The sequence below is a fragment of the Pseudomonas sp. NFACC39-1 genome, assembly GCF_900110355.1.
In the GTDB taxonomy this organism is placed as follows: domain Bacteria; phylum Pseudomonadota; class Gammaproteobacteria; order Pseudomonadales; family Pseudomonadaceae; genus Aquipseudomonas; species Aquipseudomonas tehranensis.
The window spans coordinates 17826-32408 of record NZ_FODL01000026.1 but is presented as its reverse complement, the minus strand read 5'-3'; the positions used below and the strand labels follow the sequence as shown (position 1 = coordinate 32408).

Sequence of the window (14583 nt, the reverse complement as noted above, 5' to 3'; positions counted from 1 at the left end):
CGCCTTCGCGAGCAAGCCCGCTCCCACAATGGGATCGAGGTACGGCCGGAGAGACAGGTCGGCTATAAGGCCGCCTCGCGAGCAAGCTTTGCTCCCACAGGTTCTGCTCAAACAGCTCTGATGGTGTACACCCGCTATAGCCAGGCCGGCTGTCAGGCCGCCTCGCGCTGGCTTTTGATCTGGGGGCCCCGTTAACCACGCTGGCCGAATGCAGGTATTGCGCAGTGGGCATCCCGGCATGGATGCCGGGATAGCCGCGCTGGGCCATGGATGGCCCTTCGCGGCGGGCCCACGGAGCAATGCCGGAGTGAGGGCACACCGAGCCTAAGCGAGGTGCCGAGTGGTGGGGCAAAGACCTTTTGGTTACTTTTGGGGCGTTTGCCAAAAGTGACCCGCCGTAAGGGCGGAACCCTAAGCCGCCGTTACCGCAGCAACGGATATGTACCCAGTCAACAAACCCCAGGCCGGCTGTCAGGCCGCCATCGCGAGCAGGCTCGCTCCCACAGAGGATCGGGGCTATTGCGGCAACCCAAAACAAATGTGGGAGCGGGCTTGCTCGCGAAAGCGGGGTGTCAGTCAACACACATGCTGACTGAACTGACGCCTTCGCGAGCAAGCCCGCTCCCACAGGTTTTGTGCGCCGATCACTCCATAAAGGAATGATCAGCAGCCCTCACTCAATCAAACATTCGGGCAAGGAACCGGCGCCCAGTCACCCAGGTCCGGGTTTTTGCACATGCTGTTGACCTGGCTGGTACCGGCGCTGGCAACCTGCTTGCTTTCATCCTGCTTGGCCTTGGCGGTCTGCAGGGTTTTCTCGGTGGTCACCGCTTCTTTCGGCACGGTTGGCAACACCGGCTTTTTCGCCGGTTTCACAGCTTTTTTGGTCTTGGTCGAAGCCACAACCGGCTTGGTTTCCGCGGTCGCCACGGTCACCACGTCGGTACGCTGCACACCCACTTGCTGCAGGTCTTTTTCATAGGCCTGGGTGTAGTTGTTCAGGTCTTCGGCGGCTTTGCCGTTGACCGCGACGATCAGGTCGTTGGACTCTTTCAGGCCGGAGACAATTTCCGCCAGGCGCTTGCGACCTTCGGTTTCGTTGACAGTCTTGGCCTTGCGGTCGGCCACCAGCTTGCTGAACGCGTTCTGGTAGCACTGCTGCGAAGTCTTGGCATAAGCCGTGCTGCGGTCGATGTCGGAGACGCTTTTATTGACGTCGGCGGCGTAGGAGGCGATGCGCTGGTTGTCATCGGCAATCTGCTTCTGGCGCTCGGTGTAGTAACCGGTCGCGCCACCGGCCAAGGCACCACCGGCGGCACCGATGGCGGCGTTGCGACCACGGTTTTCCGAATCCGTCAGCGCACCCAACAGGGCACCACCGACCGCGCCAACGGCGGCGCCGGTGAGTACCGATTTGGTCATGTTGCCCTCGGTGGAGCGCAAGTGCTGCACCGGCTCGTAGCAGTTAGGGTAGTACTCGACCTTGGTGCTCGACGCGACCTTGGAAGTCGGCGACGTAGCGCAGCCGGTCAGTACGGTGCTGAAGCCGACAGCGACCATCAGCAGGTGACGCTTGGAAACCGAAGTAAAAGGTTTACGGGAGAAAAGCATGATTGTGTTCTCTTTTTAAGTGTTGACCAGCTCAGCACGGCCCACCGCCGCCTGAGTCCCTTCCAAGCTCGCTGTCAATCAACGATCAAGACCGCTGACTGCTCGATGCGAGCAGTTCCTTCAATATCGCCGCCGGGTCGGCTCGTTTTTGCTGACGATACTGACCGACATGGCGAACGAATAACGTGGCGCGCGCCACCAGGCTCTTGCCCAGCACCGGCTTGCGCTCCAACTCCTCCTTGATGCGTTGAAACTGCGCCTGGATCACGGCATCGGTGTAACGCGTGCCGGTGGCCAGGTTGTCGATGTAAATCGCCACGGCGCCGTCGAGGGCGCTGCGGCCGTTGTTGATGGCCGTGGCGAACAGCTCGGCGCTGGCCTCGTCCTTGGCGTCCACGGCCTGCTGGCGACTGTTCTGCAAATTGGTCAGGCGAATGTTGTAGTTATTGATGGTCTCGACCACCAGGGCGGCCGACTGGATCAGGTTGCCCGCCGCTTCCTCGCGCTGCTGGGCGATGAGCGAGACGTTGCGTTTGAGCTCTTCGTTGACCAGCCCCAGCTCGGCTTGCAGGCGCGGGTCGACGCTGGCAGCGATGATGCTGTCCAGGCGCTTGGTCGGGTCTTCGGCTTCATCGATGGCATCGGTCAGGGATGCGAGGCGGCCTTCTTTCTCCCATTGGGCGAACAGCTCTTTGTAACGTGAGCGCGGCGCCGACAACGCCCCGACCGCCACGCGGAACCCGGTGGTTTCGTTGCTTTGCTCGGTGCCGTCGGCGGCGAATAAGGGATATTCGCGGCGCATGCCGGTGAACAGCGTGCCTTCGCCTTCCAGGTAGTTGCCGCCCTTGACCACGAAGCCACCGTAGGCGCCCTGGCGGCGACCGGCATGCACCAGCTGGAAGGATTCCTGGACCATCTCGGCGGCGTTGCCGATCACGTCGAACAAGCCGATGGGGTTCGGCAGTTTGATGCCGACGGGCATCAGCCGCGCCGCCTGGCCGGTGCCGCCCGCGACCTGGTTGAACACCGCCCAGTCGGCCAGTGGCCCGTCGCTTTCACTGCCTTCCAAACGGCGGGGAAACAGCCTTCCTTCCAGATCCTGACGGCTGACGGCTTGCCCACCACGAGCGGCGAATTCCCACTCGACTTCGGTGGGCAAACGCACGAAGCCCAGCCCGCCGTCTTCGGCGGAGCTGCCGCGCCCGCTCACCGGCAGCAGCGCCTTGTGGTACTTCATCAGCCAGGCGCTGTACACCGCAGCAAAACGTTCCGCCTCGAATTTCGACAGTTTCACCTTGGGCAACCGTCCGGCCATGCCTTGTGGAAGCTCCGCTTGCAGCGCCTCGCAGGCCGGTGCCGGCTCACCGCTGGCCAGCGATTGCGCCTGGGCCATGACCTGGGCGTATTGACGCGCGGTGACCTCGTATTTACCGATGAAGTACAGCATCGGTTTGAGCGGGGTCTTGGCGTCAGCCTTGGGCATCAACGGCGCGATGGTTTTGTTCCAGTCCTTGGGCAGGTCCTTGAGGGTGAACTGGCCATTGATGAAGTCCCGACGATAACCGGAAATGAACGACTGCTTATAACCGGCCTCGCCTTCGCTGAACGGGTAGCCAAGGCTGATCTCCCGATCATCCAGGGTGCCTTGGGCGAGGATGTAGACATAACGGAACACCATTTGCCCTTCGCACGGCAGCGGCAGGCTGACGTCACCGGGCAGCGGTTTGGGGTTGTCCAGTTTGTCGGTGCTTTCGTCGGCCCAGGTCAAACCGGCCAGGCTCAGCGCCACGGCGGCGCCCAATAACTTATACATCGCGAATTCCTTCACACGCCTGGATGCGCGCCACCCGCCAGCCACCACACGCCGCCGCCACGGCGCTGACGCCGAGCACGGCCACCAGGGCCAAGGTGTAGTGATGCACCAGCAAATGACTGGCGTACTCGCCCGGCATCTGCGCAAATAAATAATTGAGGCCCGACTGCGCCAGGCCATACAGCCCGGCACTCAACAGGGCCGCCAGTGCGGCGCTGTAGAGCGCCTGCAACACCACGAACAACAACAGCGCCGCCGTGGAAACCCCCAGCAGGCGCAACACCGATAGCTCCCGGCGCTTACGTTCGACCGCCGCCAGGGCACCGGCAAAAATCGCCGCGAACGCCCCCGCCAACGCCAGCCCGGCGATGATCCAGAACACGATCGACAGGTTGCGGCTCAGCGATTGCACTTGTGCAATGGTCTGGGCCTGGGTGGATACCAACAGGTTCTGCGCCGCGAAGTACTGGCGCAGCGGCTCCACATCACCCAGCCTCCGGGCGTACAGGCGAAACGCCGGGTAGACCCGCTGCGCGCTCTGCCCCACCGTATCGCCCGGCCAGCCGAATGCGGGCACGGCGCGACCGTCGCGGTAGTCCTCGGCCGCTTCCAGTAGCGCCAGCGGCGCGAACAAACCATCCCGGGCAAAAGCCTCAAGCGGCAACACGTGCAACACCTGCACCCGCGTGCGCTGCGCCTCGCTACGACCGGCCACCTGCCGACTGAAACTGGCCTGCAGCCAATCACCGGCCTTGGCGCCGAGTTTTTCGGCGGCGGTGTGGCTGAGCACCACTTGATCCAGCCCTTGCGGCACCGGCAGGCGCTCAAACAAAGGATCATTGGCCGCCGTGGGGATCATTTCGACGGTGACGGGCGCAGCCTCGCTGCTCAAATCCGCAGTGGCCGCAATCTGCCGCGTGCGGGCCAGGGCAAACGCCACATCACTGCGCCGGCCCAATTGCTCAACGAACTCAGCGCTGAACCGACCGCCGCCCAACGGGATGATTTCCCGGGTCGCCGGGTCATTTTCCAGGCGCTCGGTGAGGCTGCTGACCAGGCCGAATTTCAGGCCGAACAACACCAGCAACGGCGCGACCACCGCCACCAGCGCCAGCACCGAACAGGCCGACAGCCAGGCATCGTTGCGGTAATCCTGCCAGGCCAGGGAAGCCACCAGCGCGCCGCGCATCAGCAAGCCTCCCCGAGGGTCGCGGTGACGCCGCCATCGCCGTCGCGACAACAACTGATGCGCCGCACCTGCAAACCACTGGCGCGAGCCAGTGACTCATCGTGAGTCGCAACGACACAGCACACGCCGTGTTCGCGGGCCTGGCTCACCAACAACTGCATAACCCGTTCAGCATTCAGCGGATCGAGGGCGGCGGTGGGTTCATCCGCCAGCAACAGGCGCGGCCCATGCGCCAGGGCCCGGGCGCAACTGACCCGCTGGCGCTGGCCGACGGACAATTCTGCCGGCTTCTTGCCCAGTTGATCAGCGATGTCCAGTTGCCCGACCAGGCGCGTGACGCTGCCGTCATCTGCCATGCCGAGCAGTTTGCGCGACAATTCGATGTTGCCGCGCACGTCCAGAAAACCCAGCAAACCACCGGTCTGCAACACATAACCAAGATGCCGGCTGCGCAGGTCCGCCAAGGCGCCCTGCTGCCCCGCACGCCACAGCGCGGCGACGTCCAACGGCGTGTTGGCCGGCGTGAAATCGAACTGCCCGGCCTGATCCGGCGCCAGCACCAAGGCCAGCAGATCCAACAAGGTGCTCTTGCCGCAACCGCTGGGGCCGACCACCGCCAGTTGTTCGCCAGCACGCAATTGCAGCCGTGGAATCACCAGACTGTAGCGCTGGCTGCCGGCGCCCCGGCTTTTGTGTACGGCACTGATGTTCAGCATCATGGCAGCGTCGACAATGGAACGCGGTACAGGGCATCGCCCGGCTCGGCATCGCCGAACCGCACCCAGTTGGCCAGATCATTGTGGAAGGTCTCGTAGAGGCGGATTTTCGAATCCAGCTCGTCGATGAAATCCTCCTGCTCGGCCACGCTCAGGGACAGCCACAGGTCCTGGGTCATGTTCAGCGACTTGCTGCGGTACGGCAGCCCTTCGAGGTACTCTCCGAGAATCCCGCCGTCAGCCAGGTTGCCACCCTTGCGCAACGCCGAAGGATCACGGCTCATGTAGGCACTGGCACTGGCGATTTCCTGAAAGAAATCCTTGGGCGACGTCTGGGTCTTGCGCGCCGCATCGACGATCAGCTTCAACGACTGCTGCAAGTCGTTGAGCTGCAGCTTGGTCAGCATCACGCAGACCTGGAACGCCGGCAGCGCCGGGTTGGTCAGGTCACGGTCGGCGGTCCAGGCGCTGACCAGTTGCGGCGCCTGGCTGGCAGATTTGCGCCCCAAAAAGTCCATGTGCATCGCGTAGCCCACCGCCGCCGATTTATCCGTCAGACTCGGCGCGGCGCCCAGCTGCGGCACGCTTTGCGGTTTGTTGCTGCGCACCTGATGGACCAGGTCAGCGAACACCGAACCGATCTCGTCAACGCGCTCGCCAAACTTGCGCACATCGGCGCCCGGCACCGGGATGTACAGGTCACCGATCTGCGGGTTGGCGTCAGCGGTCAGGGTGCGATATTGGCTCTGCGCACCGCCGTGGGTTTTCTTGCCGGCGTCGCTAAGCAGGTGCAAGGCGTAGATCTTGATCTGTTTGCCCAGCGCCGCCTGACGCACTTCGGCTTCGTTCATTTGCGTGGCGGCAAACGGATCGTTCTTGCGCAGGGCGCCGGCATCGGTGACCAGCAGGATCAAGCGCCCGCCGTAACCGGACCAGTCCATGCCTTCAACGGCTTCCATGACCCCGGCAAACGCATCTTCGTTGAACGAGTGGCTCGACACCGTGGACGCCTTGACCTGCCGCGCCATTTCCATGAAACGCTGCGGATCGCGACCTTGCTCCAGGGTGATCAGGGTTTTGGCAACGTACTCCAGGCCGGGGGTTTTCTGGGTGCTGCTGCGAAAACCCACCATGCCGAAGCTGACACTGTCCAGCTCGCCACGCTCGGCGATGCGGCTTTGCAGTTCGTGGACCACGTCGCGGACTTGATCGATGTAAGGCTGCATCGACACGGTGGTGTCCACCACCAGCACCACGGCGGTACGGAACGCGTCGGCGTTGGCGGTGCTGATGGGCGTGTTGGTTGTAGCCCTCGGCGTGTTGCCGGGGTCGATGGACGCCACGTTCAGCAACTGCACCGGCTGGCCGGCCTCGTCGAAGCTTTCGCGGGAATCGAAGATCGGCAACAGGTAGAACTGGTTCTGCGGCACAGCGCTGGCGGCCGGTTCCAGGGCCAGCACTTGCTGGTTGTCTTCACGGTTCTGCTGGGCCTTGAGCAAGACATTCCTGGCCGCTGAAGGGTCGGCCAGCAGCTTTTCCACTTCGCCGGGCTGACGCAGGAACATCACCGGCGCACGGCCGGAACGCTCGGTGAACTTGAGCACCAGGCTTTGCTTCCAGTCGCTGACCTGCGTGGCCGGCAACCAGCCGTCGCTGCGCCCGTCCGTGGCCGCGCCAACCCGCAACCAGGGGCTGCCATCAAGGTCTTTACGCTCATACACGTACAGCACGGAAAACGCCGGCAACGCCTTGCCCGGCGCCGCGCCCGCTTCTTCAGCGAGCTTGGCACCCGGTTTGCTCAGCACACGCTGGAACAGGGTTTTCTTGCCAGCCATCAACAATGGACGCTGACCACCATCGGTCTGCGTCGCCACAGGCGGTTTTGCCGGGAGCACTTCAACGTCAGGAGCCTTCACTGGCGGCGGATTAACCGGCGGTGTCGAGACAATCGGCGGCGTGTCTTCTCCATCGTCGCCCGACAACCACCAATAACCCGCGCCACCCAACGCCAGCGCCACGGCTACCGCGACGGCGGCGAGTGCGAACACCGGCCCCTTGCGTTGTTCCGAGACGCTGGACTGCGGTGTCGGTTTCACGGGCGGCGCAACCGGTTTGGGCGGCGGCGTGGGCTGCGCCGGGCCGCTCGGAATGTCGATGGACACTGGCGTCAATCCCGCCAGGTCATCGCCGGAGGCTGGGGTCGAGACGGGCAGCGGCAACGGCCGGATCAACGTCGCTTGCGCCGATTCCTCGGGCAGATTGTCCAGGGCCCGCAACAGCGCCGCTGCATCCGGGAAACGCTCCGCCGGGTCTTTGGCCAGCAGTTTGCGCAGCACGTCCTGGTAATGACCGTGATGCACCGGCAGCTCCGGCAACGGTTCGGTCAGGTGCGCCAGGGCCGTGGACAGCGCGTCATTGCCGGTATACGGCAGTTTGCCGACGAGGATTTCGTAGAGCACCACGCCCAGGGCATACAGGTCGGCGCGACCGTCGATGTCTTGCCCACGAGCCTGTTCCGGGCTCATGTAGCTGGGCGTACCGACGGCGAAACCGGCCTGGGTGAATTGGGTGCGGTCGTCCAGGGACTTGGCGATGCCGAAGTCCGAGAGCACCGCCGTACCGTCAGCGCGGAACAGGATGTTGGCCGGCTTGACGTCACGGTGCACCAGGCCCAAGCCATGGGCGTAACCCAGGGCCGAGGCAATCTGGCGGATGTAGATCAGGCCCTGCTCCGGCGACAGGCCGGCGGCAATGCGCTCCTTGAGCGTGCCGTTGGGCAGGTATTCCATGGCCATGTAATACAGCTCACCGACGTTGCCGATGTCATGGATGGTGACCGTGTGCGGGTGCGACAGGCGCGCCAGGGTCTTGCCTTCGCGCAGGAAGCGCTCGCAGAACGTCGGGTCGGCCGCCAACGCGGCCGCCATGACTTTCAACGCCACCTTGCGCTCCAGGGAACGCTGGGTCGCCAGGTAGACGCTGGCCATCGCGCCTTCACCGATCGGCCCTTCGATGTCGTAGCCCGGGATGACAATGTTCAAGGTCAAGCTCATGACGGCACCTTCACGACAACCACCGTGATGTTGTCCGGCGCGCCGCGCATCAGGCCCAGGGACACCAGGCTGCTGGCGATCTCGCCGGGATCATCGTGGTTCAGGACTTCACGGATTTCATCGTCCTCGACGGTCTTGGTCAGGCCGTCGCTGCACAGCAGGTAGCTGTCGCCGGGCACCAGCAGCAACTCGACCATTGCCAGGTTCAATTGCGCCTCAACCCCGATGGCACGGGTGACAATGTTGGCCCGTGGATGCACCCGGGCTTCGGCTTCGCTGAGCAGGCCGCTGTCCTGCAGGTCCTGGACGTAGCTGTGATCGCGGGAAATGCTGTCGAGCTTGCCGTCGCGCAGGCGGTACAAACGACTGTCACCGGCCCACAGGCACATGCCGCGCAGGTCTCGCGCAACCAGCACCACCACGGTGCTGCCCATCATGGTCACGCCGCGATGGGCGGTTTCTTCACGCACGGCGGCGTTGACCCGCAGCAAGTCGCTGTGCAGCGCGGCGACGTATTCGTCCAGCGAGCGGCCCGCGGCAATGCCGCGCAGGCTGTCGATGATCAGGCTACTGACGTAGTCGCCCGCCGCGTGCCCACCCATGCCATCGGCGACCACCCACAGGCCGTTTTCCGGCAGTTCCAGGCACGCGTCTTCGTTGACCTGGCGAACCATGCCGACGTGGCTCTTGCTTGCAGACTTGAAGGCTTTCCCAGCACTTGGACGCATCTACACAACACCTTCTTGGCCGAGCAAAAATTGCGCAAAATCAGCGGCGGCCGGCAAACCCTGGCACCGCATCAAACCGGGCGCGATACGTTCCGAACCCTGACCCCACCACAAGCTCACGCCTTCGCAGGCCGCTTCGGCCAGGGCGCTCATGCGCCGCTGCGGGTCGGTGGCATCGAAGCGATGCAGGCTGGCAAAGCGGCTGCTCGGCGTACGCGGCAGGTGCATCGGGCTGCCGAGGGTCTCCAACTGTTCATTGAACGCCTCAAAACTGGCCTCCACACTCAACGTGCTCAGCAACAGGTTCTCCACCCGTTCGAACCAGTCGTCCGCACCGCCCACCACGGACGCCGGGTCCGCGTCGGGGTCCAACAGCACCGCGACGGTCAGCGGAAAATAACGGCCAACCCGATCGATACTCGGCATCACCACGCCCACGGCGGCGTCGGGCCCACAGACCCCGGGCGCGACCAGGAAACGCCACAGCGGGCTGACCAGATAGGCATCCAGCCAACGCTCGCCCAGGCCGGTCTGGCTGGCGAGCAACCCCGCCGCCAGCCACGAATCCCACGGGCCGATAAAACTCTGGGGCAAGCCACGGCTGACGAAGTCCCCGCGGCTGGCCAACTTTCCATAGAAGCCCGGTGTACTCATAGCCGCTCCGGCAGGCTGAAGCCGCTGAGCACGCGGCTCTTGAACGGGTTGAAGGCGCTGTTGGCCCGCAGCTCGTAAGAGGCGCTGGCGCCGTCGACCCGCAGCCGCAGGTTGAAACGGTCCGGCGAGTTGCCGGCGGTCAGGTCCGATTGCTCCAACAGGCGGAACCAGGCCCACGGGCCGTCCAGGGTGATACCGGAACGACCATTGGCCGAGGGCGGCAGGATCGAGATCCGCACCACGCCGATGCTGCCGGGGTTGGGCCACTGCATGGCGGTCGGACGGCTCGGGCCGTGGTCGTAGCTCAGTTGCTGGCCGTCGAGGTCGAGCAAAAACTGGGTGATGGTCGAGTCCATCGCCACCGGCTTGAGCTCGAAGCGCACCAGCGGCTGAGTGCCGCCGGAACGGAAAAACGCATCGCGGATGGTGGCCGCACGCTGGAAGGTTTGCAGTACCCCAGGGGCGATACCGAGCTTCTGTGCCGCGCCCGGTTGCCAGCGCCAGGCCGGGGTCGAGGTGTCGACGTAGGGCTGCAGGTATTTGCGGAAGTAGTTGTCCATCACCCCGCCGACGCCGAAGAACTGACCGAAGTCGTCCAGGGTTGCGTCCCGCGCACTGCCCGGCGACATGGGATAACGACCGGCCAGGGACTGGCGGTAGATGTTCACCACTTCGCTGGTCCAGGCGGCGTTCAGTTGATTGCGCACCCCGCCCATCATGCTGTTAGTGGTGGAGTTGACCACCGACTTGACCAGGCCTTGCACCAGCGGCGGCTGGCGTTCGGCGTTGAGGCTGACCCGTGTGGCAGCGGCCTGGGCCTGATTCTTGGCTTCGCCGAGCAGGGCGTCGCCGCTGGCGCCGACCATGGCGCTGACCTGCACGTACAAGGCATTCATGTCGGCGAGCAGGCCATCGATAGCCGCCGGTTCGCCTTCGTTTTTGCTGACGATGCTGTTGAGCTCGGCAAAATGCGCGGTGACTGGGTCAACGCTGGCCTGGGGTGCGTTTTGCGCGGCCTGTTCCTGGCCGAGCAAGCTGCCCAGGCGTTCCTTGAGCTTATCCACACCGCCTTCAACCTGCTCGCCTTGGGCCGCCAGCAAGCGTTCCTCCTGTTGCAGGTCGGTCTCTTTCGCCACCGCCACCAGCAGTTTTTTCAACGGCGAACTTGGCCCGGACAGTACCCGCAAGACATCGGCGGCCTGAGCCACGCTGGTGATCGGCACGAAGTCAATGTCGGCCAGCAAGGCGTCCCATTGGCGCTGGTAGTCCTGGAAATACAGGCGGCGCACTTCGGCGGCCAGGCTGGCGACGTCCTGCTGCCCGGCCTCGTCGCGACCCAACACCCATTGCTCTTCAGCCAGCGTTCCAGCCTGGTTCAGGCTGGTGAGCAAAAAGCCCTGGCGATAGCCCTTGACCGTGAAGAACCCGCTCAGTGGCTCGCCCAAGGGTTTGCCGCTCTTGCGGCTGAACACCAGCGCAGCATCGCGCCCGGCGGCTTCGTTGAGGCGAAAATCGGCAATGCCCTCGGGCAGCTTCTGGCGCTTGACCCGATCATAGACGCGCTGGGCCACGGGCAGTTGCTGCAATTGCCGGCGCAGGTCTTCGATCAAGCGTGGGTCCAGGCGTGCGGTAGGCGGACGACGCTCGAACAGCGCCTGCAAATGCTCGCCCAGGGCCAGACGTTGATCGGCCGGCAGGTCACGCGGCAGGCTGCGGTCCCAATCCAGGGCAACCCAGGCCTTGATAAAGTCGGCATCGTAGTGCTCGTTGTCAGCGAGCATCAGGTAGGCCTTCAATCCTTCATAGAGGAAATCCGAACTGCCGCCGCTGTGCAGCTGCTCTTCGATACGTGTCAGCAAACGTGGCGCGAACACGGCGATCAGCAGCTTGCGATAGACACTGCCGGACTCGGCTTCGAGCATGTCGCCTTGATACAGACCCAGACCCTCGGCCCAATCGGGCGCGTCGTCGGCCAGGTGCTTCACGGCGTTGAGCAATGGCAATACGGCGAGGACATCGCGTTGTGCCGGACTGAGGCTTTGCACGGCCTGACCCAGCGGCGCGACTTTCTGATCGACCTGGGTGATGTACGCCTGGTTAGCCCGATAGCTGATCCACCACAACGTCGAAACCACCAGCACCAAAGCCACCGTGGAGGCCAATACGCCCCGGGCGATCCACTTGCGCCGACGCTCGACCTTGGGATCGACGCCCACCAACCCACGCTCGGCGAACGCCACGGCAGTGAAGAGTTTTTCGATGAAGTAGCTGCGTCCGGTGCCGGTCTGGCGTGCCAGGTGCTGGCGGTCCAGGTTCATGCTCTGGGCCATGGAGCCGATCAAGCGATCGATCGGGCTGCCTTCCTGAGTACCGCTGGTGAAATACACCCCGCGCAGCAGCACACGTTCTTCGAAGGCGTTGGGTTTGAACACGCCTTCGAGGAAACTTTGCAGACAATCTTTCAACGCGCCGAACTGCTGCGGGAAACCGTAGATCAAGTCGCGCCGCGCCGGGTCGCGCTCTTGCTGCAAGCGTTCCACCAAGCGGTCGTTGAGGCGCTGCTCAAGGCCGGCGAATTCGCTTTGCAGATGCGCCAACGGGCTGTCGTTGCTCTTGCCATCGTCCAGAGCGAAGGTCATGCCCCAGACCTGCGCGCGCTCTTCCTTGCTCAGGCTGTCGAAGAACTCCATGAACCCGGGCACCAGGTCGAGCTTGGTCAGCATCAGGTAGATCGGAAAGCGTACGCCCAGCTGGGTGTAAAGCTCCTGGATGCGCAAGCGAATCGCCGCGGCATGTGCCGCGCGCTCGGCGTCGCTGCCCAGCAGCAGGTCGGACAGGCTGATGGCAATGAACGCACCGTCAATCGGGCGACGGGCGCGTTGCTTTTTCAACAGCCCGAGAAAGCCCAGCCACGCGGCCTTGTCGACAGTCGCGTCGCTGTCCTGGGTGGTATAGCGGCCAGCGGTGTCGAGCAGCACCGCCTGGTCGGTAAACCACCAATCGCAGTTACGCGTACCGCCCACGCCGCGTACCGCGCCGGCGCCCAGTTGCGCGGCCAACGGGAAATGCAGCCCGGAGTTGACCAGCGCAGTGGTCTTGCCTGAACCCGGCGGGCCGATGATCACATACCACGGCAGTTCGTAGAGGTTGCGGCGCTCGTCCCCACCCAGCTTGGCTTTCTTCAACAGCGCCAAGGCTTCGTCCATGCGCTGGCGCAGGGTTTCGAGTTCTTCGGCCGTCGCGATGCTGGTGGGATCGGGCGGTGTTTGCGCGGCCAGGCTGCGCATGACTTCGGCGGCCTGCCGGCGCGCCTGGATGATGCGAAACACCCGGTAGGCGATCCACACCGCGAACACCAGGATGATCAACGCCCAACGACGGCCTTCGGGCACCAGCCAGTCCAGCAGCGGGCCGACGAACCAGATGATCAGGCTCAGGGCGATCAGCCCCAGCAATGGGATGACCCAGCGGGTCATAAAACTGAAAAACGCCTTCACTCGACCCCCTCCGCCAATACTGTGATTTCAACCCGACGATTGCGCGCACGCCCCTCTGCGGTGGCGTTGGACGCCAACGGCTCGGTGTCGCTGCGGCCTTCGGCGCTGAAGCGCTCGGCTTGGCCGGTCTTGGCTGAAAGGATTTGCAGCACCGACTTGGCCCGCGCCTCGGACAACGCCCAGTTGGATGGGAACCTGAGGGTGGCAATCGGGCGATTGTCGCTGTGGCCGGTCACCAGGACCTGGCCCTTGACCTTGCGAATGGCGTCGGCGATCCGCAGCATCAGCGGCTCCAGATCATCGGAGATGCTGGCGCTGCCCGAGGCGAACAGTTCATCGCCACGGATGGTCACCACCGAGCGATCCACGGCGTCTTCCACCGCGACCCGACCGGCGCGGATTTCATCGGCCAGGAAACCGGCCAGGCGTGGTCGCTCGATCACTTTGGGCTGCACCACGGGGCGGTCGATGGCCTGCACCGGGATTTCCCCCAGGGCATGGATGTTCTTGAACACCGGCTCGGCATCGGAGGCCAGCTTCATGCGCAGGCCGAACAGCAGCGCCAGCAACAAGGCCGCGCCGATGGCCACGGCGATCCACGGCGGCATGAATTGCGCCAGTCGATCGCGAGCCACGCTGACACCGCGCCAGTGCGGCGACAGCTCACGTTCGTAGTCGCCACGGGCGCTGCGGATCACCGCGCTGGTGCGCTCGCGCAAGGCTTCCAGTTGGCTGCGCCCGTCGTTCATCACCCGGTAGCGCCCTTCGAACCCCAGGCACATGCACAGGTACAGAAGCTCCAGCAGGTACAAGCGTTCCCGTGGGCTTTGCAGGCAATGCTCCAGAAGCTGGAACACCTTCTCGCCGCCCCAGGCTTCGTTGTGCACGGTGATCAGCAGGCTCTGCTTGCCCCAGTCGCTGGTGCCACCCCAAGGGGTGCTCAACACGGCTTCATCCAGGGCGGTGCACAGGGCGTAGCGAGCCAGCAGCACGTCATTGCGCACCACGCCGGCGGCTTCGGCGCGCTCCTCGAACTGGCGCAGGTACGCCAACAGTTGCGCCCGCAGGCTGGCCGGAGCCGGATGGGCAATGGTGTTGCGCAGGCGCGTCAACAGCGCCAGCAGCGGACCGGCCGCGCTTTCCAGCGGGTTGAGGCCTTGGGCCTTGCCGGTCAGGACCGGGGCGGCCGGCATCGCCAGCGGTGCGGGCGCCGGCTGTGGACGACCCGAATCCGGACGGCCAGGATCCGCGCGAAATGGGTCGGCGCCACGACCACCGGGCGTCGGCATGAACTGAGTACGATCGTCGTTGCTCATCGCGGT

General features: G+C 64.3%; 9 protein-coding genes. All 9 read right to left on the bottom strand.

Features of this window, described 5'->3' with window-relative positions:
• Positions 1-681: 681 nt before the first annotated feature.
• The 9 genes from tagQ to BMY45_RS26735 all read right to left on the bottom strand — a co-directional run bounded on the left by tagQ (position 682) and on the right by BMY45_RS26735 (position 14577).
• On the bottom strand, positions 682-1611 hold the full coding sequence (gene tagQ / locus BMY45_RS26775; protein ID WP_092403389.1) for a type VI secretion system-associated lipoprotein TagQ: 930 nt from the start codon (positions 1609-1611) through the stop codon (positions 682-684).
• Positions 1612-1696: 85 nt separating this feature from the next.
• A complete protein-coding gene (locus tag BMY45_RS26770) occupies positions 1697-3424 on the bottom strand; it encodes a formylglycine-generating enzyme family protein (protein WP_092403387.1) in 1728 nt (575 codons plus the stop codon).
• Positions 3417-4613: an ABC transporter permease family protein gene (locus BMY45_RS26765; RefSeq protein WP_092403385.1), complete on the bottom strand. Its 1197-nt coding sequence runs from the start codon at positions 4611-4613 to the stop codon at positions 3417-3419. The genes BMY45_RS26770 and BMY45_RS26765 overlap by 8 nt, the downstream gene beginning before the upstream one ends.
• The gene (locus BMY45_RS26760; RefSeq protein ID WP_092403391.1) at positions 4613-5329 is read right to left on the bottom strand and encodes an ABC transporter ATP-binding protein; all 717 of its coding nucleotides are present in this window, start codon (positions 5327-5329) and stop codon (positions 4613-4615) included. Before BMY45_RS26760 ends, BMY45_RS26765 begins: the two co-directional genes overlap by 1 nt.
• Positions 5329-8382 carry a serine/threonine-protein kinase gene (locus tag BMY45_RS26755; RefSeq protein WP_092403383.1) on the bottom strand — a complete coding sequence of 1018 codons (3054 nt, stop codon included), beginning with the start codon at positions 8380-8382 and terminating at the stop codon, positions 5329-5331. The genes BMY45_RS26760 and BMY45_RS26755 overlap by 1 nt, the downstream gene beginning before the upstream one ends.
• Positions 8379-9110: a PP2C family protein-serine/threonine phosphatase gene (locus tag BMY45_RS26750; protein ID WP_092403381.1), complete on the bottom strand. Its 732-nt coding sequence runs from the start codon at positions 9108-9110 to the stop codon at positions 8379-8381. The genes BMY45_RS26755 and BMY45_RS26750 overlap by 4 nt, the downstream gene beginning before the upstream one ends.
• The gene (tagF, locus tag BMY45_RS26745) at positions 9111-9764 is read right to left on the bottom strand and encodes a type VI secretion system-associated protein TagF (RefSeq protein ID WP_092403379.1); all 654 of its coding nucleotides are present in this window, start codon (positions 9762-9764) and stop codon (positions 9111-9113) included.
• Positions 9761-13261 (bottom strand): type VI secretion system membrane subunit TssM, encoded by a 3501-nt coding sequence (gene tssM / locus BMY45_RS26740; protein ID WP_092403377.1) that lies wholly within the window; start codon positions 13259-13261, stop codon positions 9761-9763. Before tssM ends, tagF begins: the two co-directional genes overlap by 4 nt.
• Entirely contained in the window at positions 13258-14577 is a 1320-nt protein-coding gene (locus tag BMY45_RS26735) for a DotU family type VI secretion system protein (protein WP_092403375.1), read from the bottom strand. The genes tssM and BMY45_RS26735 overlap by 4 nt, the downstream gene beginning before the upstream one ends.
• Positions 14578-14583 lie beyond the last annotated feature (6 nt).

Coding starts and splice junctions, on each gene's coding strand:
- BMY45_RS26760 (WP_092403391.1), bottom strand. CDS start 5,329: ATGCTGAACATCAGTGCCGTACACAAAAGCCGGGGCGCCGGCAGCCAG.
- BMY45_RS26750 (WP_092403381.1), bottom strand. CDS start 9,110: ATGCGTCCAAGTGCTGGGAAAGCCTTCAAGTCTGCAAGCAAGAGCCAC.
- BMY45_RS26770 (WP_092403387.1), bottom strand. CDS start 3,424: ATGTATAAGTTATTGGGCGCCGCCGTGGCGCTGAGCCTGGCCGGTTTG.
- BMY45_RS26735 (WP_092403375.1), bottom strand. CDS start 14,577: ATGAGCAACGACGATCGTACTCAGTTCATGCCGACGCCCGGTGGTCGT.
- BMY45_RS26755 (WP_092403383.1), bottom strand. CDS start 8,382: ATGAGCTTGACCTTGAACATTGTCATCCCGGGCTACGACATCGAAGGG.
- tagQ (WP_092403389.1), bottom strand. CDS start 1,611: ATGCTTTTCTCCCGTAAACCTTTTACTTCGGTTTCCAAGCGTCACCTG.
- tagF (WP_092403379.1), bottom strand. CDS start 9,764: ATGAGTACACCGGGCTTCTATGGAAAGTTGGCCAGCCGCGGGGACTTC.
- BMY45_RS26765 (WP_092403385.1), bottom strand. CDS start 4,613: ATGCGCGGCGCGCTGGTGGCTTCCCTGGCCTGGCAGGATTACCGCAAC.